14 protein-coding genes are annotated in these 19,098 nt (G+C 45.4%); 3 read left to right on the forward strand and 11 right to left on the reverse strand.

The window, feature by feature from the left end:
- Positions 1-193: 193 nt before the first annotated feature.
- The 5 genes from AS194_RS05860 to leuS all read right to left on the reverse strand — a co-directional run bounded on the left by AS194_RS05860 (position 194) and on the right by leuS (position 8,670).
- A complete protein-coding gene (locus AS194_RS05860) occupies positions 194-2,143 on the reverse strand; it encodes a MacB family efflux pump subunit (protein WP_058024562.1) in 1,950 nt (649 codons plus the stop codon).
- A gap of 250 nt (positions 2,144-2,393) precedes the next feature.
- The gene (locus AS194_RS05865; protein ID WP_058024537.1) at positions 2,394-3,713 is read right to left on the reverse strand and encodes an efflux RND transporter periplasmic adaptor subunit; all 1,320 of its coding nucleotides are present in this window, start codon (positions 3,711-3,713) and stop codon (positions 2,394-2,396) included.
- Between the two features lie 258 nt (positions 3,714-3,971).
- Positions 3,972-5,057 carry a DNA polymerase III subunit delta gene (locus tag AS194_RS05870; protein ID WP_058024538.1) on the reverse strand — a complete coding sequence of 362 codons (1,086 nt, stop codon included), beginning with the start codon at positions 5,055-5,057 and terminating at the stop codon, positions 3,972-3,974.
- A gap of 161 nt (positions 5,058-5,218) precedes the next feature.
- A complete protein-coding gene (locus AS194_RS05875; protein ID WP_083499617.1) occupies positions 5,219-5,932 on the reverse strand; it encodes a hypothetical protein in 714 nt (237 codons plus the stop codon).
- Positions 5,933-5,982: 50 nt separating this feature from the next.
- Entirely contained in the window at positions 5,983-8,670 is a 2,688-nt protein-coding gene (gene leuS, locus AS194_RS05880) for a leucine--tRNA ligase (RefSeq protein ID WP_058024539.1), read from the reverse strand.
- Between the two features lie 236 nt (positions 8,671-8,906).
- On the opposite strand from leuS, the gene AS194_RS05885 reads away from it, so the two are divergent.
- Positions 8,907-9,284: an arsenate reductase gene (locus AS194_RS05885; RefSeq protein WP_058024540.1), complete on the forward strand. Its 378-nt coding sequence runs from the start codon at positions 8,907-8,909 to the stop codon at positions 9,282-9,284.
- Positions 9,285-9,306: 22 nt separating this feature from the next.
- Here the strand turns inward: AS194_RS05885 and AS194_RS14035 are convergent, their stop codons facing one another.
- From AS194_RS14035 to AS194_RS05915, 6 genes are all read right to left on the reverse strand, one after another.
- Entirely contained in the window at positions 9,307-9,435 is a 129-nt protein-coding gene (locus AS194_RS14035; RefSeq protein ID WP_264753434.1) for a hypothetical protein, read from the reverse strand.
- 277 nt (positions 9,436-9,712) lie between these two features.
- The gene (argB, locus tag AS194_RS05895) at positions 9,713-10,615 is read right to left on the reverse strand and encodes an acetylglutamate kinase (protein ID WP_058024542.1); all 903 of its coding nucleotides are present in this window, start codon (positions 10,613-10,615) and stop codon (positions 9,713-9,715) included.
- 74 nt (positions 10,616-10,689) lie between these two features.
- Positions 10,690-12,537, reverse strand: coding sequence for a phosphomannomutase (locus AS194_RS05900; protein ID WP_058024543.1), 1,848 nt, complete (start codon positions 12,535-12,537; stop codon positions 10,690-10,692).
- Positions 12,538-12,700: 163 nt separating this feature from the next.
- Complete coding sequence (gene dut / locus AS194_RS05905; protein ID WP_058024544.1) at positions 12,701-13,165, reverse strand: dUTP diphosphatase; 465 nt, start codon at positions 13,163-13,165, stop codon at positions 12,701-12,703.
- 126 nt (positions 13,166-13,291) lie between these two features.
- Positions 13,292-14,683, reverse strand: a complete 1,392-nt coding sequence (gene mgtE / locus AS194_RS05910) for a magnesium transporter (protein WP_167337593.1) — start codon at positions 14,681-14,683, stop codon at positions 13,292-13,294.
- Positions 14,684-14,802: 119 nt separating this feature from the next.
- Positions 14,803-16,836 (reverse strand): UvrD-helicase domain-containing protein, encoded by a 2,034-nt coding sequence (locus AS194_RS05915; protein WP_058024546.1) that lies wholly within the window; start codon positions 16,834-16,836, stop codon positions 14,803-14,805.
- An 801-nt stretch (positions 16,837-17,637) separates the two neighbouring features.
- Here AS194_RS05915 and ndhC point away from each other — a divergent pair.
- The gene (gene ndhC, locus AS194_RS05920) at positions 17,638-18,261 is read left to right on the forward strand and encodes an NADH-quinone oxidoreductase subunit A (RefSeq protein ID WP_058024547.1); all 624 of its coding nucleotides are present in this window, start codon (positions 17,638-17,640) and stop codon (positions 18,259-18,261) included.
- Positions 18,262-18,398: 137 nt separating this feature from the next.
- The gene (locus tag AS194_RS05925) at positions 18,399-19,067 is read left to right on the forward strand and encodes a NuoB/complex I 20 kDa subunit family protein (RefSeq protein ID WP_058024548.1); all 669 of its coding nucleotides are present in this window, start codon (positions 18,399-18,401) and stop codon (positions 19,065-19,067) included.
- The last annotated feature ends 31 nt before the right edge of the window (positions 19,068-19,098 follow it).

Genomic DNA, 19,098 nt, shown 5'->3' on the forward strand with positions numbered 1-19,098 from the left:
AACGTTTAAAGTGTTTGTATCCCTAAACGTGAGAGCACATTATATATATAATTCTGACAATTACAACCCCACATGATAAAAAAAGTGTAATTCTCTTATAAAATTGCCAATTTATTCCAGTTTCTTTAAATTTTTGCCATTATATCGATATTGACTGCTCTATTTTTGGCTAAAGCGAGTCAATAATCAATTATTAGTCTCGAGAAAGCGCCTCAACAGGATCTAGTTTGGCAGCATTACGTGCTGGCAAGAATCCAAATACTACGCCAATCAATGTCGAGCAAACAAACGCGGCAATAATAGAAGTCGGTGAGTAGATGACTTTGAAACTATCACCGCCCACACTATTAATCAGCTCACCAATGGCAAATGCCATTCCAATACCAATCAGTCCCCCTAGGATACAGACTAGAACGGCCTCAATGAGAAATTGCTGCATGATGTCGCTTTGACGCGCACCTACTGCCATACGAACACCAATTTCATTAGTGCGCTCGGTGACAGAGACTAGCATGATGTTCATGACCCCAATACCACCAACAATCAACGAAATAACTGCAACTGATGAGATAAGTAGGGTCATCGTACCTGTCGTTGACTCAATGGTTTGACGGATAGAGTCTGAATTTCGTAGTTCAAAGTCATCTTTGCCATGGCGACTCTCTATCAAGTCAGAGATGGCCGTCTCTGCGGCACTAGAAGAGATACTATCATCTAACAACGCCACAAAGCGGTCGATATTGGTACTACCGGTGACGCGCGACATCACCGTCGTATAAGGCATATAGATAGTAGGCGTCGTTACACTGGGACCAAAGCCACCATCGCTCTCTTCAAGTACGCCAATCACGCGTCCAGGCACACTACCAACCAATATTACCTCGCCAACAGGGTTATCAATATCTGAGAAAAAGGTCTGTTTAGCGTTGTCATCGATGATGATATCTTGACTACGTAATGTAATGCTTTTTGCATCAAACCCTTGGCCCAGTGCTAATGTCTCACCAGTGACGGTTAGATAGTCTTCACCAACGCCATTGACGGTAGCATCCTCTTGTATATTACGATAGCGGACACTAGAGCTGGCATTTACCTGAGGGCTGACACTGATAATATAGGGCTGATTGCCGACCGCCTCTGCATCTTCTGGTGTCAAATTGTCATCGTTATAGCGGCGTCTAGGATCGCCTCTAGGGTAGCCATCATTGACGGTAATGGTATTGGTACCTAACGAGCTGATATTGGCAAGGATTTGCTGCTGAGAGCCTTGTCCAAGGCCTACGATAGATACGACTGCGGCAATACCGATAATAATGCCGAGCATAGTTAGTAGAGTACGCATCTTATGCGCGCGCATGGCAAGCAAAGACATTTTGAAAGCTTCAAGCAGTCGATCAATAAAACTACCAAAGGCACTTTTGCGATGCTCGCCAAGGATAGATTCTGGTTTTTTGTCTGTATGCTTATAATGCTCAGTTTGATAGTCAGCGATGATATGGCCATCTTTGAGCTCAATCACACGCTCCGCTTGTGCTGCTAGTTTTGGATCATGAGTGACCATGATAATGGTATGACCTTGTGCGCTGAGGTCATGCAAAATCGCCATGACATCTTCGCCAGACTTACTGTCTAGGGCACCAGTTGGCTCATCTGCTAAGATAACATCGCCGCCATTCATCAGTGCACGAGCGACAGAAACACGCTGCTGCTGTCCACCTGAGAGCTGATTGGGACGATTGTTGACCTTATTGCCAAGGCCGAGGTCAGTTAGTAGCTTCTCAGCACGATTGGTGCGTGCCTCGGTATCCATGCCCGCATACACGGCAGGGACGGCGACGTTGTCTTTGGCACTGATATCACCAAGCAAATGATAGCGCTGAAAAATAAAACCAAAGTGCTCACGGCGCAGTTCTGCTAGCTGATCGGCATCAAGCTTACGGGCGGATTGACCATAAATCTTATAATCACCAGCAGTGGCTTGATCTAGACAACCTAAGATATTCATCAAGGTGGACTTACCAGAGCCTGACTGTCCAATGATAGCGACCATCTCACCTTGGTGAATCGTCAGATTGATATCATGCAAGACGCGAATGGTTTGCTCACCAGCAGGGAACTCTCTGATAATGCCAGATAGTTCCATAATGGGCTTGCCTGATGCAGAGTGGTTAGCGGTATTGGTTTTTGCTGAGTTGTTTGAGCGATTAGCAGAAGTGTGTGACCCTAAGTTTTGAGCCGTGCTACTTTCAGAGCTATCTTCAGTCGACGGTTTAGGAGATTGAGATATAGTCATAGTAGTGTCTTTAATAAAGGCTAATAAGCGTTATAGTGTTGTTATGAAAGGGCTGCTATGTTTAGCAAGCCTTTCTTACTCAACATAGTCAAAGCACAAGTTACATTCGAGGTCCACCAGGTACGCGGCCGCTACCTGATTTCTTACCGCTCTCTTCACTGATGATTACTTCTTCCCCTTCTTTCAAACCACTTAAGATCTGCGCATTTACTCGGTTATCAATACCGACTTCTACAGTACGCTCTTCTACGGTTCCGTCATCTTTTAATACACGTACAAACTTGCCCGTTGTTGATTTGCCTTTTTCTTTAGCTTGCTTTTCTTGTATCACTGTTGATGGTACTAATAGAGTATTTTTGGCTTCGTTGACGATGATATATATCTGTGCCGTCATATCGATTCGGAACAAGCGGTCAGGGTTTGGTACTTCTACGTAGCCGACGTAATAGATAGCAGCGTCTGTCGAGCTGGTGCTACTGATCTGCTCTGGGGCAGGTTCGATAGCGGTTAATGTCGCATCATACTGTTTGTCTGGGTTACCGATAATATTGAAATAAGCAGGCATGCCAGCACTGACGTTAATGACATCAGCTTCTGAGATCTGCGCGTTGATACGTACGGTCGATAAATCTGCTAACGTCACCAATGTGGGCGCCGTTTGGTTAGCATTGACCGTAGTACCTTGCTCAGTCGTAATAGAAACGACTGTACCTGATATTGGTGCACGAATCGTGGTATAGCTTAGATCTTCTTCAGCAGTACTGACGTTGGTTCGTGATTTGCGTAATGCTGCTTGCTGACTGTTGATATTGGCTTCTGTGGTCGCAATCGCGGCTTTAGCTGTGTCGATAGCCGCACGTGCATTGGCAACGGCTGCTTTTGCAGTCTCGACACTGGTCGCCTGCGTGTCATATTCTTGTTGTGAGATAGCATCGATAGCGACTAAGTCTTGCAAACGCGCAAAATCAGACTGTGCTTGTTTGAGCTCAGATTGGCGGCTAGCAAGATCGGAATAGGCACTTTTTAGTGCTGCCTGTTTGCTGAGCGATTCTGCTTGCGCACTTTGTAGCGCGGCTTCACTTTGCTCAAGGCTGGCTTGTTCGTTGCTCAGGTTGTTTTTTTGGGTCACTTGGTCAATCTGTGCGATCAAATCGCCTTGCTTGACTTCATCACCGACTTCAACGTACAGGCGTTTTACCTCGCCAGATACCTGCGCGCCGACATCAACGGTATTTAATGCTTTTACTTTACCAGACGCCATGACATTGTTTTCAATATCACCGACTTCAACGGTTGCGGTTAAATAGTTAGGTGTGGTTTCTTCTGGTTTTAAAAAAGTATAGGCCAAAGCCCCTAATGCTACGATAATTAAGGTGATGACACCCCATTTAATAGCAGATTTTCTGCTTATTTTGCGCATGACAACAATCCAATCACAATTAAATCAAGTGTAGATATAGTAGAGACTTCATGTACGAAAGGGAATGATAATTAGTTTACGAAAGGTTAAGGCCTATGTAGTACAGTTTACATAACAGCAAGTAAGCGGCTGTTAATGGATAAATATGAGGAAAGGGTGGACATGATAAGAGGTAGTAAGGGAGAGGCCTTTAAAATGCTACTTGGTAAAATAAGGCATAGGGTGTGATAGTGAATGACGACTGGCTATCACGAAGTACTATCGTATGGTAAACAAACGCTTGCCTGCCAGCTCCAATGCTGCTTGCAATAACAGCTCCCATGCTGGTTGGCGAATAAGGCCTTTGATGGCTTGGTCACAGCGATAGAGTAGAGCAGGCCATTCGCTCGTTTGTTCTTTTGACTGACGGCGACACGCTTGTTGGTATAACCCTTGCTTACTACGCCAAATGCCTAATGCTTGAGGGTCTTGACCATCCATCAGTTGCATAATTTGACGCATGTCTTTGCTAATAGCCCAGAGTACTAAAGTAGTAGGCTCATCGGTCGACTTTAGCTGAAACATGATTTTGGCAACCTGCGTGCTATTACCCGCGAGCATCGCATCAGACAAATCAAACACACTAAATTGCGCGTCGCTGACTAAGGCTGCTTGTAAGTCTGCAATATCCAATGCCACATTATTTACCGGCTGTGTAAAACTATTAGAGTGCTCGTTATCTTCATTATTATCACTATTGCTAGTAGCTAATTGCGGTGCAAACAGATAAGACAGGCGCCATAGCGTTTGATAAGCACTGAGTAGGTGGTGCTCAGTGTGTGACATAAGAAGTTGCCACGCTTCTTGTGACAGTCGTAATCCAAACTTCTGAGCCTGTATTTGCAACAACTGCTGGCGCTGCTGCTCGTTGTATAAATTGCAATCAATGACAGTACCGTATTGAGCAAAAGGGGCAAACCATTTACTACTCTGACTGCGTTTGTCTTGCTTGGGTGTGAGCCATAATACGCTATGACTGTGCGCACCTGTTTGCGCCTCAACGGCAAAGCGCTCAAGCTCAGCAATAACTGCTTTATCAGGTTTATGATTGCCAGTCACGATTACCGCACTGGCATCATCAAATAGAGACTGGCTACCAAGCTCTGACAATACCTCTTGCCAGCTTTTGACAGAGACCAGCTCAATGCGCTTGATAGCATAATTTTGCGCGCGCCAATGTGGACGCAGCGCATCAATCAGCCATTGACTGAGTAATGGCTCGTCACCATGCGCCAGCCACAAGCCCGCTACCGCAACCGAAGACTGCAGGAGTTTTGGATAAGCTTGTATAAAGGTGTTTTGCATAGCGTGGTAGGACACAGGTTGGTAAACAGATGATAGCATTTGTAAAAATATGACGAGCGCTGTCGAACTTGCTTAGCTGACTAAGTTAGTGCGTACGCTCGTTGTTCTTCATACTTAAATGGCTGCAAATGGTAGAGCTTAATAACAGTATTTTTTAAAAGTTACTTCTCAGGTACGACGACAACCGTTGGCGTTGCGCCTTTATTCATCAGTACAGACTGCTTGGCAGCAGGTGCAACTTTTGGTAGCGAAATCGCCACATATTGATCCGTGATACGGCGTGCTAAGCTGTCATAGAGCCAATCACGAATCTGGTCGCCTTGCTGGTCATCAGTACTGACGGATGCTTCATTGTATTGATAGCTACGCTCGACTTGAATGGGATTGGTAAGCGTGACGGGCTTGCCATTCTCGATCGTCTGGTAGCTGACATCAGCAGAGAGTACCAAGCGAATCTCTGTCAATACACCCACCAACTCGTAACGTTTAAAACGCACGTTACTGATATCGATCGCTGCAATCGGTTTAGCACCAGCTTGTTGATTGCTGCGAATCACATCATCAACTGTCATATTGCCAATGACATCGACACCTAATGTGGTTAGGCGACGCGTCAATGGCAATTTTAGAGGAAATGAGGTGCGATTGTCTTCGATAATGACGGCTGTTTTGTTGGCATTGAGCAGCATTGGCGAATCATAGCCGCGTAGCTGAAAACCGCAACCGCTAAGCCCCGCCGTTGCACCCAATATCGCAAACATGGGTAATGCTGTGAGCAATGCCGTCGCAATCTTCTTTCCACCAGATTGTTTTGTACCAAAGTGCAGTGCGCTTGGCGTTGGTTGTGATTGCCCAGCTCGATGCTTATACGACATAAACGCTATCCTCATATGATAAAAAGGCTTAGAGCACTAAGCCTAGGCAACTAGCCTGCAACCACGATATTAACCAGCTTGTTGGGTACGACGATTTCTTTTTTGATCTCGCCTGTGATGAATTTTGCCACACTTTCCATCGTTCGAGCTTGCTCTTTTAGCTGCTCAGGATCGCTGTTCGGTGCGACATCCATCTTACCACGCATTTTACCATTGACCTGAACGACCATCGTAATCATGTCCTGTACCAGCGCACTTTCATCAACAGTCGGGTAATCTAAGGTTAAAGTATCAAGGCCGAGCTGCTCAAGCAAATGCTCACCAACGTGCGGCGCATAGACAGACAGCATAATCAGCAGATTGGTCAACGCTTCGTGTTTAACGTGTAGCTCTTGCTCGCTACTGGCGTTAAAGGCAGTCAACTCGTTGGCAAGTTCCATCAAGCTTGATACAGGTGTGTTGAGTGCTAAACGATCACCCAAATCACTATCAATCTTGGCGATGGTTTCGTGCGTTTTACGGCGTAAGTTTTTGGCTTCTTTGCTCAATCCCTCTGTGTTCAAGATAGCACCGTTCAGCGTATCAATGCTGATATTGGCGGCCGTTAGCGCTTGCATGTGATCATTAGCGATGCGCCATACTTTTTTCACGAAGTTGTAAGGGCCTTTTAGCGCGTCATCTGACCATTCAAGCGTCTGATCGGCAGGTGCAGTGAATAGCGTATATAAACGTACCGTGTCCGCACCGTATTTATCAATAGTCAGCTGTGGATCGACACCGTTGTTTTTTGATTTAGACATTTTTTCGATTTTGCCAATCGTGACTGGCTGACCATCCAGCTTTAAGGTCGCTTTGATCGGCTGTCCACGGTCGTTGTAGTCGATATCGATGTCTTCTGCAAAGTAGTAAGTGGTACTGCCATCCGCGTTGACACGGTAGAAGGTGCCAGCGAGTACCATACCTTGCGTCATTAGGTTGGCAAATGGCTCGTCGCCAGTGACCAAGTTTTCATCTCGCATGAGCTTATGGAAGAAGCGCGCATACAACAGATGCATCACTGCATGCTCAACACCGCCCACGTATTGATCGACTGGCAGCCATTTATTGGCAGCAGACTTGTTGACCATGTTTTGTGTGTCAGTTGGACTAGCAAAGCGGGCGTAATACCAGCTTGACTCTACAAAGGTGTCAAAGGTATCGGTCTCGCGCTCAGCAGGGTTACCACATTTAGGACAAGTGGTATTGACAAATTCTGGGATGTTTTTGAGTGGATTACCGCGACCATCAGGCACGACGTCGGTTGGCAACACAACTGGCAAGTCTTGCTCTTCAACTGGCACCGTACCACAATGCTCACAGTTGATCATTGGGATAGGGCAGCCCCAATAGCGCTGGCGCGACACGCCCCAATCCCGCAGGCGGTATTGGATTTTTTTCTTAGCCAGCGATTTTGGCTCAAGTTTGGCAAGCATGGCATCAAACGCCTGCTCAAAATCTAAACCATCAAACTCACCTGAGTTAACCAAAGTATTGCGCTCAGTATAAGCAAGATTGACTTCACTATCATTTGCCTTAGCATCTGCTTTTAAATCATCAAAATAGCCATCAGGGGTATTGATGACTTGTTTAATCGGTAGATTGTATTTCACCGCAAATTCATAATCACGCTCATCGTGAGCAGGCACAGCCATCACTGCGCCTGAGCCGTAGCTCATCAGTACATAGTTGGCGACCCAAACAGGCACTTCTTCGCCAGTTAAAGGGTGCGTCACAGTTAGACCTGTATCCATACCGATTTTCTCGGCTTTAGCAAGATCGGCCTCAGCCACTGAGCCTTTTTTGCAAAGGGCACAGAACTGGGCAATCATGTCATCATTTTCAGCAGCGTATTGGGCAAGTGGATGCTCTGCGGCAACCGCGACATAAGTCACGCCCATTAAGGTATCAGGACGAGTGGTGAACACATCTAAGGTGTTTTCTTCGCCAGCAAGCTTATAAGGGAAATGTACTTCCATACCGGCACTACGACCAATCCAGTTGCGCTGCATGGTCAATACTTCAGATGGCCAATGACCTTCTAGCTGATCCAAATCGTCGAGCAATTCATCGGCATAGTCAGTGATGTTGAAGTAATACATGGGGATGTCACGTTTTTCGACTGCCGCACCACTACGCCAGCCTTTACCATCGATGACTTGCTCGTTTGCTAAGACAGTATTATCAACGGGATCCCAGTTGACCGTCGATAGCTTTTTGTACACTAGGCCTTTTTTGTACAACTGCAAGAATAGCCACTGCTCCCACTGATAGTATTCAGGGCTACAAGTGGCAAACTCGCGTGACCAGTCAATAGACAGGCCTAGCAATTTAAGCTGCGCGCGCATATTGTCGATATTGGCAAACGTCCACGCAGCAGGTGGCGTTTGATTGGCAATCGCGGCGTTTTCTGCTGGCAAGCCAAAACCATCCCAGCCCATTGGCTGCATGACCTCATACCCTTTTAGGCGGTAATAACGGCTTAAGACGTCAGAAATCGTATAGTTACGTACGTGGCCCATATGCAGCTTGCCGCTTGGGTAGGGGAACATTGACAGCATATAACGGCTTGGTTTGTCGCTTGGCTCATTGCTGACTTCAAAGCGCTTGTCAGTGGCCCATTTGGTCTGCTGCGCAGCTTCGATCGCTTGCGGGTTATAATGATGGTTGTCGGTTTGGTCTGCTGTCACGGCGTTGCTCATAGTCGGCTCGAAATTGGTTGATACTGATTTATTTAAGACGGATTTGTTTAATACTGTTCAAAATAGGTGGAATTTGACAATGCCATAGCATAGCGTAATTTGGCAAAAATTGCGACGATATGATGCATTTGCTCATCAGGTTTGACGATTAAAAGTGAGGTATTTTTTATATCCAGTCAGCCTTCGGTATAATAGAAACGTTCACCAGTATTTATGAGTAATGATAAGGAGTCATCATGACCATCACCATTTACGGCATCAAGTCTTGTAGCACGATGAAAAAGGCGTTCACTAAGCTTGACGAGCTGGGCGTTAGCTATGAGTTTCATGATTATAAAAAACAAGGTGTCGACAAAGAAGCAGTACAGCGCTGGGTAAATGCGTTAGGGGTTGATAAAGTGCTTAATAAGCGCGGTACGACATGGCGCAAGCTCACTGATGCGCAAAAATCGGAAGCTGATGCCAGTATAGACGCTGCGATAGATTTGCTGGTAGAAAATACCAGCATGATTAAGCGTCCGATTGTGGAAGGTCAGATTGACGATAAAAATCAAGGTCAGCCAATATTGTTGTGCGGTTTTGATGAAGCGGAGTTTGAGCGTGTGTTTGGTTAAAAACGGGCATAAAGAGCCCGAGCTAATAATTAAATCTTAGCTCGGGCTTGATAACGCCAACAATAAACCAAATCACACTAAAGCCCCAAATAATGAGCACATATAGGCGGATTTGCTCCGCTGTCCAATCAAGGGCAAACCAATCAATCATAAAAAACGACTTCCAGCCCTCTATCCACTTTGCGCCGCCATAGCCAATGACCCACCAGCAGTAGATACCTTCTAAGATAAATATAGTTAAATCTAAATAAAAACGATACAGGATAATAAATTCATTTGATTAAACGCTATTTTTCTTGCTTGCTGTGACTACGTCTCCAGAGGCTGCGAAAAATAGCGTTTAATCTTATTGTATCGATTTTATAGTGAACCGACTATAGCAGAGACCATAGCGGAAGAGACATGACTGATTCCTGTTTTTAGCTGAATTAGGCCTCTATCTCACGGCTAATCAGTGTACCAACCCCTTCGTTAGTGAAAATTTCCAGTAACGTGGCATGAGGCACACGGCCATCGACGATAACGGCACTTTTAACACCGCTACGCACGGCATCAAGCGCACACTGTATTTTGGGAATCATACCGCCTGAGATCGTCCCATCTTCGATTAAAGCATCGACTTTCTTGGGTGTTAGCCCAGTCACTACCTCGCCGTCACGGCCCAATACGCCTTTGATATTGGTCAATAGCATTAGTTTCTCTGCTTGTAAAAACTCAGCCACTTTACCAGCGACTAGGTCTGCATTGATATTATAAGTATTGCCTTCTTTATCGACACCAAGTGGTGCGATAACGGGAATGAAATCAGAGGAGATGAGCATATTGATGACGTCTTTATTGACACTGACTACGTCGCCCACAAATCCTAAATCTACGGGAACCGCGACACCGTCGTTACCGATTTTTTCCATCATCAGTTTTTTGGCTTGAATCAAGTTGGCGTCTTTACCCGTGAGGCCAATTGCGCGACCGCCGTGCTTGTTAATCAAGCTAACAATCGATTTGTTGACACTGCCGCCAAGCACCATCTCTACGATATCCATGGTGCTTTTATCAGTTACACGCATCCCATCAATACGGTCTGACTGACGACCCAGCTCTTTTAGTAAGTTATCAACTTGTGGGCCACCACCATGTACAACGACTGGATGTATACCGACCGTTTTTAGCAAGACGATATCACGAGCAAATGAGCTTTCGAGTTCAGGATCGGTCATGGCATTGCCGCCATATTTCACCACGATGAGTTTATCAACAAAGCGCTGAATATAGGGCAGTGCGGTGGTTAATACTTCAGCGGTGTTTTTGGCGTCATCTAAATTAAGTGTCATTCCTAACTCCTAAAGGGCGGGTTTTTAATGGGTTGTTCTTTTTAGCATATTTAATCGATACAGGTTTAATGCCATTATTCAGCAGGCATGGCGATAATCTGTGTTGCCAGCTCTGCATCAAATGGGCGACACAACGCGGCAAAGGTCGCTTGAATGTCTTTTAGATCATCCATGCTGTCTCCAGCGAAGCGCGCAGTCAGGCTATTACTGGTATTTGATTGACGCAACACGCCAAATCCGTGCGCAAAATCCAAGCGGACACCATCAATGCAGCTAAGTCTAGTGCCTGCTGGCAATAAAGACTTGGCTTGTTCGACAGCTATATGGGATCTGATAGTGGAGCAAGTACAGACTGGTGACGCACATAAAGCAGTTGGTAGATTAGCGGCGTCTAGTCGGTAATCAGAAATATCAAACGAATCAGCATGAGTCGTCACGCTTGCTAGGTCTTGCAAATAGGTACAAACCCTCGTTAATTGCTCCATGATTGAGCAATCTGTCCTAGCAGTCTGCGGCACCGGCAAATAATGATCTGCTGTACTGACCATGGCGGGCAAGCGTTGGAGAATATCTGATAGTGCATTTTTATCATCTAAGATATTACGAGACTTGACAAACCAATGCAGTAAGCGCAATGCAGCATATATGGCATCATCATAAGGGATAAAGCGGCCATCATTAAAAATAAAATGCCCTGATAGCTCACCTGCAAAGACAATTTGACTATCAGGATGCTGTACCTTTTGGCGCATAAAGCTGCTACCGGTTTTGCTAATCACTGGCATCGCGCCAAGATCCGCCAGTAGCTTTGGCAGATGATGCGCGCATTTAATATCAAATAGCACCTCAGACGCTAAGGAGCTGGTCAAAGAATCCGGACGTTCTGTAATGGCAATGCGTGCTAACAAGTAGAGTAGGTGATCAGGCATGACCACTTTGCTGTTATTATCAACGATCATCAAACGATCACCATCACCATCAAATGCTAAACCAATATCGGCACAATGAGAAGCAACAGCTTGCTGCAGCGCTGTTAGACGGTTGGGCTCGGCTGGATCAGGATTACCAAGAGGAAAGCTGCCATCTGGCGTGTCATTGAGCACAATAACATGCTGGCAAAAACGGTCAAATAAGCGCTGAGTGATGTTGCCAGTGGCACCGTGCATACAATCAATAACCACAACCAAATCAAGCTTAGACGCTGTTTTCCGGTTGTTTGTAGGTGCTGTCTGATTATCCTGAGTCAACTGGCAAAAGACTTGCTCAATAGCCGCGATATAGACATCTGCTACTTGCTTAGCAGGCAGCTCTTTAAGCAAAGCTCTAGACAGTTCAGTATTGCTGCTAATATTTATATAGTGTGAGTCTGGTTCTGAGTCTAAAGTTGCTTGCTCGACCTGATTTTTAGATAAGTAATGAGTATGAAAGATTAATTGTTGATAAAGGGCTTGTATCTCTAAGCTACTAGGAGATTTATGATTGACCAGCCACTTGATACCCAATATGTCTTTGGCAGAGTGGCTGGCGGTTACAATAATGCCATGACCTTGATACTGCTTTGCCCAAAACGCCATCATGGGTGTGGTAACAAGACCGAGCTGGATAATGCATAAACCCTGTTGGGCTAATACAGTAGAGAGTGTACGTGCAATCGATTCGCTGCCATGACGCATGTCATAGCCAATAACGACGATAATTTCGGCTGCTATATTCTGTTGGAAATTAACGGTGTTATTGGGAGGGCAAGTAACATCAGTAGCAGCATGGGCATTACTATTTTTTGTGAATTGGCTGCGTTGAGAGCCATAGAGCTGAGCAAAACGATGGCCCAGCGCTTGTACAAACTCATCGGTGAAATGCGTGTTTGTACCGCGAATATCATAAGCACGAAATAAGGATTGCTGCGCCGCAAAAGATGGCATGGCTTACTCTCCTTATTGACGTGGTAAATAGGTGATTATGAATACAAAATGGACAGCGCAATATTCTATTAATGTAAAAAATAAATTCTAATCGCTATCTTGGTTACGATTTGGCTTAGTGACGACCTAAGTCGCTGTCCAAAACTTACTTGCCAATGAGTAGTTACTGACGACCCGAATGCCCGAATCCGCCAGCACCGCGCACGCTTTCATCACTGAATTCTGTGACCACTTCAAACTCAGGACGAGCAACAGGCACCACGATATACTGTGCCATGCGATCGCTTGGATTGAGAACAAAGTCATTCTCACTACGGTTCCAGATGCTAACCATCAGCTCACCCTGATAATCGGCATCAATCAGCCCAACCAAGTTACCCAAGACGATGCCGTGCTTATGGCCAAGGCCTGAGCGCGGTAGAATCATACCGGCATAATTAGGGTCTTGAATATAAACAGCAAGGCCCGTACCTATCAAGTGAGTTTCGCCTGCTTTGATCGTTAAAGGCTCATCAATACAAGCGCGCAGATCGATACCAGCACTGCCATCGGTGGCGCGAGTCGGTAGAGAAAATTCTTCATCTTCAGTAATTTTAGGGTTGACTACTTTCACTTGTACAGCTTGCATAACGCACTCACTTAACGATTTAGAAGTTTTATAAATTAAGACTATTTAACAATATTTTATAAACAACAATGATATATAAATAGCAATGCTGTGTTTTTATTGGATACTTTATCATCCAGCAATTCACTAGAGTATTAACACACTCGCCAAGCCTAAAAATGACATAAAACCGACAATATCTGTGACAGTGGTTAGAATCACTGAGGCGGATAGTGCAGGATCGATATTCATACGTTTTAGCATCAGCGGTATACTAATTCCCGAGACATTCGCCGCCGTCATGTTGATCGCAATGGCAAAGCCAATGACAGCACTAATTTCGATGTCATGAAACCATAATTGGGCAATAAATGCCATGATTATCGCCCAAATGATACCGTTTATCGCGCCAACCCACAGCTCTTTATTAAGGAGCCAGACTCGGTTAGAACCACCGATTTGACCCATTGCCATACCGCGGATAACGACGGTCAAGGTTTGCGAGCCTGCAATACCGCCCATACTAGCGACCACAGGCATCAATATCGCCAGCGCCACCACTTCTGCCAACACTTCCTCGAACTGTCCAATCACTGCTGCTGCTAAAAGCGCGGTGCAGAGGTTAATGCCCAACCAGACACTACGGCTTTTGGCACTAGTTAGAATAGGCGCGAACAGCTCTTCATCTTGGCTAACACCAGCAAGATTTTTCATGGTGCTGTCGACATCATCTTGGATAATCTCCATGATGTCTTCGCCATTTAGCTGTCCAACCAGCTCGCCGTAGCTGTTCGTCACGGGCGCAAAGCGGATATCTTCTGAACGAAAAATCGCTGCAGCATCTTGGATATCTAGGCGATCATTAATGGTGATAGCCGTATCAATCAGTTCTGAGACCAGCGTATTTTGGTCATGTTTAATCAGATCTACCAGACTCAATAGCCCAAGTAATTGCTGGCTTTGATCGACCACGAGTAGCTCTTGGCTTTCGTCATCGAGTAGATCCTCGTTTTCGCGTAGCCAATCCTGTACATCCGCCAGACAGATATCATCCCGTATTTGGATAATATCGGGATCCATGTAGCTCCCAACTTCCCAGTCATCATACGTATCAAGTTTATTGACTTGGACGCGCGTTTCTTCATCGAGCGTTGCCATGACTGAGGTACGTACGCTCTCAGTGACAGTATCCAAAATCTCAGAGATGTCTTGGGCATCAAGATCTTGGGTAAATAGCGAGATTTCTTGAGAAGAAATGTTCTCCAGCAATGGCTGGCGGGTATCGTACTCGAGCTCAGCAAGTACCTCACCTTTAATGCTCTCTGGTACTTGCTCCCAGATGAGTAGGCGGTTTTGAGCCGGGAAGGACTCTAGTAGGCTTGCAATTTCATATTCAGACTGCTTTTCTAAAAACTCTGTAATCGCCTCATATGCTTTATCAGCAACCAAATCCTGCAAATACAGCAGTTTATATTCGGCACTATATTCAGCCGGATTATAATCTCCTGGTAGCACTGATGGTCGTTCCTGATCGGGCATCGAGGTAGGCATAAGGATTCCAATATCTTTTATAAAATGTTAATAATAGCAAATGGTAAAACGTCGGGTTAGCGTTTGCCGAGTCAGTCTTTTTGGCATCAGCACTGTCAATATTGATGTTAGCGCTTACCCAATAAAGCGCGAATATTGGCTAAATACTCATCAGCGACTGCTTCTGGGTCTTTGGTGGCTTTTTTCTTTTTGGCCTTGGCGGGCCAGTCAACATGATCTTCTGGCAGCTCGTCCAAAAATCTGGACTCTGAGGTCACGCGCATCTGGCCACCGGCACGGCGCTGGGCCGCAAGCGTCAAAGTCAGCTCACGACGCGCGCGGGTGATGCCTACGTACATCAGACGACGCTCTTCTTCGATCGTCTCACTCATAATAGAGTTGCGATGCGGTAGCATCTCTTCCTCAAGCCCCATGATATAGACAAAGTCAAACTCTAGACCTTTTGCAGCATGTAAGGTCATTAGATTGACTTTGTTGGTGTTTTCTTCTTCTTGCTGCTGCTCAAGCATGTCTAGCAAGACCAGCTTACGAATGATAGTATCAATCGTGCGGTCTTCGTCTTCTTCCGCGCGATTAATGAGAGATTGGATACTGGTATACAGCATATCGATATTATCAATACGGTTTTTTTCTTGCTGCGGGGTTTTGGCATCGCTACGGACAAAATCAATATAACCCGTCTCATCAATCATTTGGCGTACGATTGGCACAGGATCAGGGTGTTGATCGAGCTCACGTGTATAGTGCTCGATGAACTCGCCAAACTCTTTGATCGTGCCATACGCTTTTGACGGCAACACATGAGCCAAGCCGGCATGAGTACAAGAAGCTAGTAGCGAGATACTATGCTCTTGAGCAAATAAGCCAAGCTTTTCTAGCGTGGCAGGTCCCATACCACGCTTGGGTGTATTAATAATACGCAAAAACGCGCTGTCATCTTCAGGGTTCAAAATCAGGCGTAGATAGCCCATGATGTCTTTGATTTCACTACGCGCAAAGAACGACTGACCGCCCGATAATTTATAGGGTACTTGTAGCTGGCGCAATTGTGCCTCAAGCATTCGTGCCTGAAAGTTACTGCGGTAGAGTACTGCATACTGCTCCCACTCATTACCAAAACGCAATTTGTGCGTGACGATTTCTTTGGCGACGCGCTCAGACTCATCGTCATCATTACGGCAGTTGATAATCCGAATTTTTTCGCCTTGACCTTTATCTGACCATAGTTTCTTTTCGAATAAATGCTCGTTGTTGAGAATGACCGCATTGGCAGAGGTCAAAATACGCGTGGTTGAGCGATAATTTTGCTCAAGCATGACGATTTTTAGTTTTGGGAAATCTTCTTTTAGCAGTGCCATGTTTTCAGGCTTCGCCCCGCGCCACGCATAGATAGATTGGTCATCATCACCCACCACGGTAAAACGACCTTGCGGACCAACCAAATGCTTAATCATTTCATACTGGGCGGTATTGGTATCTTGATACTCATCGACCAATAGATAACGAATACGGTTTTGCCATTTGTCTCGCAGCTCTCTATTTTCACGCAAGATTTTGGTCGGCAGTACAATCAAGTCATCAAAATCGACGGCATTATACGCACGCAAGTTACGCTCATAAAGGGCGTACAAGGTCGCAAAAATCATGTCTTCTGGATCGTCTAACGTTTCCATCGCCTTGTCAGGCTCAATCAAATCGTTTTTCCAATCAGAGATCATTTTGATGGCTTTACCAACCAGCTCACGACTTTCAGCGCCACTTAAGTTGTCGCGCATCATCAGCTCCATCAAGAGGCGCTTACTGTCATCACTGTCCATGATAGAGAAGTTGCCTTTTAGCGGCGTATGCATCAGCTCATAGCGCAAAAACTGGAGACCAAATTGGTGAAAGGTCGATACAGTCAAGCCGCGCGTTTTTTCGCTTGGGAGCAGTTTGCTCACACGGGCTTTCATTTCACGTGCCGCCTTATTAGTAAAGGTCACCGCTGTGATGCGCTCGGCTGGCATGTCGCACTCTTGAATCAGATACGCAATTTTACGCGTGATCACCGAGGTCTTACCGGAGCCAGCACCTGCGAGCACAAGTAGTGGGCCAGATACGTAGAGCATGGCTTCTTGTTGTTTGGGATTGAGTTGACTCATAACGTGACCTGTAAGACAAAAGCAAAAAGAGGGTAGCGCTGATATAGCACAAGTAGATGAACGCGGTGCGTACCACCAAAATTGATATCGTAGTGATATCTTAATAATGTTTGTTATAAGGATAATAGAATTTAAGGTTTGATGATGACATATCGTAAAATTAGGTGGGTCATTATAAAGCAAAAACGGTCACTTTGGGGGAGGAGTTGGGTGATGAAAACAGGGTATGAGCGCACTTGATTTTTGGTAAATAGCGTGACAGCGTTTGCGTATCGAACAAAGCATGGATTTGGGGTTAATATAAGGTAACGTCTATATCATAATTTTTGGTAAAAAAAACACATTTTGTTTCATAGAAAATGACCGTCGAATACAGTTAAAAACTAGCTTTTAGGCACTGATATGCGTATAGTACGTAAATAATTTATGCCAGTTGTCACGTCATTATTAACCACGTGTAATGAGCTATTAAATCAATTAAGTACGCAGTCAGATATGATATTGATTTAATACGTTGATCTTACGTTGTTAGAAGATGCGTTGGGCGACCAGCCTTTATCCGCGTGCATACCGGAATCTCTACCGTTGGTCAGGTCTGACATCGTCGTTAATAAGCTTGATAATTGGTTATTACCAGCAAAATACCTAACATGTGACTCAATGACAGTTACTTAAACACAGTGTCAGTGAATGACAACTGCTTTGTGTTTTCGTCTGCGTTATACCTGTCGTGAGGCGGCCTTAATGGGTCAGTGCCTGCGCTGTGTCTAACACTCGATTGGGTGAGGAGCACGTATTATCATGTCTGCTTTTAATTGGTCAGCCATTGCTTTTATCTTAGCCGCCATTGGGCTAGTTGTCTTCATGCTGGTGGTACCGCGTTTACTTGGCGGTCGCTCTCAAGGCTTACAAAAAGAAGAGATATTTGAAGCGGGTGTTGTCGGATCTGGCAACGCCCGTATTCGTTTGTCTGCTAAATTCTATTTGGTCGCGATTTTCTTTGTGATTTTCGATTTAGAGGCGCTGTATCTCTACGCGTATTCTGTGTCAGTACGAGAGGCCGGCTGGCTTGGTTTTGCCGCTGCTGCTACCTTTATTACTATTCTGATTATCGGTTTGATTTATGAGCTGAGCTTGGGTGCGATGAACTGGGCACCTGCTGACAAGCTGCGTAAAAAGGCACGCTTATATGCCGCGCCTGCTGGCTTTAACTTAGCAGATATCACCAAGTTTGATGGTGCTCATGAGCTGATGGTCGATCCTACTGGTAAAGTACCCGCGCAATCATCCGGTCAAATCAATGTCTCAAACAATATTGAGACCAATCGCCGTCATCTACAAAACATCGATCATATTAATACCACAGGTAATGTGACGTCTGTGGATTTTGCGACGTCTGCACAAAACGATAAGCCTGCGCACTAGTGAGTGCTGCTGGCTTTCGCTGATCGCATTTTGTTGCAACGATTGCTTGTGATTGGCCCCTTATTAATAACGAAATTTTTGGCGACAGCGTATACAAGATGAGTATGACGCCAAGCCTAATATGAAGGTTGTATGTTATGAAATACACATTAACAAAAGCCAACCCTGATGCAGATACCTATCCTGCACAGACCCGCCAAACGGTCAATGATCCTATCGAAGATGAAGTCAATAAAAACGTCTTTATGGGTCGTCTCGAAGACCTCGTTCATTCAACAGCAAACTGGGGGCGCAAGCACTCGCTCTGGCCATTTAACTTTGGTACCTCTTGCTGTTATGTTGAATATGCCACTACCTTAACTGCCGTTCATGATTTGTCACGCTTTGGGGCAGAGGTTATTCGTGCCTCGCCTCGTCAGGCAGATGTGATGATCGTTGCTGGTACTTGCTTCGTTAAGATGGCCCCTGTTATTCAGCGTCTTTATGAGCAAATGCTTGAGCCAAAATGGGTCATCTCTATGGGTGCTTGTGCCAACTCAGGCGGCATGTATGATATCTATTCTGTCGTACAAGGGGTGGATAAAGTGATCCCTGTTGATGTGTATGTGCCAGGCTGTCCGCCGCGTCCAGAAGCATTGATTCAAGGCTTGATGTTGCTACAAGAATCTATCACCAAAGAGCGTCGTCCGTTAGGTATCCATGTCAATGAGCAGGGTATCTATCAGCCGCAAATGACGCCTGAGCGTGACCGTAAGCAAGCAGATCGTATCGCTGTCAAAAACTTGCGTAGCCCAGACAGCATCTAAGTTTAGACAGTATCTAAATTTAGATAGCATG

This window comes from Psychrobacter piscatorii, assembly GCF_001444505.1.
Lineage (GTDB): Bacteria > Pseudomonadota > Gammaproteobacteria > Pseudomonadales > Moraxellaceae > Psychrobacter > Psychrobacter piscatorii_B.

Bases quoted from the DNA above. Each gene is read 5' to 3' on its own strand.
- AS194_RS05860 (WP_058024562.1), bottom strand. From the start codon at position 2,143: ATGGAACTATCTGGCATTATCAGAGAGTTCCCTGCTGGTGAGCAAACC.
- AS194_RS05865 (WP_058024537.1), bottom strand. From the start codon at position 3,713: ATGCGCAAAATAAGCAGAAAATCTGCTATTAAATGGGGTGTCATCACC.
- AS194_RS05870 (WP_058024538.1), bottom strand. From the start codon at position 5,057: ATGCAAAACACCTTTATACAAGCTTATCCAAAACTCCTGCAGTCTTCG.
- AS194_RS05875 (WP_083499617.1), bottom strand. From the start codon at position 5,932: ATGTCGTATAAGCATCGAGCTGGGCAATCACAACCAACGCCAAGCGCA.
- leuS (WP_058024539.1), bottom strand. From the start codon at position 8,670: ATGAGCAACGCCGTGACAGCAGACCAAACCGACAACCATCATTATAAC.
- AS194_RS05885 (WP_058024540.1), top strand. From the start codon at position 8,907: ATGACCATCACCATTTACGGCATCAAGTCTTGTAGCACGATGAAAAAG.
- AS194_RS14035 (WP_264753434.1), bottom strand. From the start codon at position 9,435: ATGATTGATTGGTTTGCCCTTGATTGGACAGCGGAGCAAATCCGCCTA.
- argB (WP_058024542.1), bottom strand. From the start codon at position 10,615: ATGACACTTAATTTAGATGACGCCAAAAACACCGCTGAAGTATTAACC.
- AS194_RS05900 (WP_058024543.1), bottom strand. From the start codon at position 12,537: ATGCCATCTTTTGCGGCGCAGCAATCCTTATTTCGTGCTTATGATATT.
- dut (WP_058024544.1), bottom strand. From the start codon at position 13,165: ATGCAAGCTGTACAAGTGAAAGTAGTCAACCCTAAAATTACTGAAGAT.
- mgtE (WP_167337593.1), bottom strand. From the start codon at position 14,683: ATGCCCGATCAGGAACGACCATCAGTGCTACCAGGAGATTATAATCCG.
- AS194_RS05915 (WP_058024546.1), bottom strand. From the start codon at position 16,836: ATGAGTCAACTCAATCCCAAACAACAAGAAGCCATGCTCTACGTATCT.
- ndhC (WP_058024547.1), top strand. From the start codon at position 17,638: ATGTCTGCTTTTAATTGGTCAGCCATTGCTTTTATCTTAGCCGCCATT.
- AS194_RS05925 (WP_058024548.1), top strand. From the start codon at position 18,399: ATGAAATACACATTAACAAAAGCCAACCCTGATGCAGATACCTATCCT.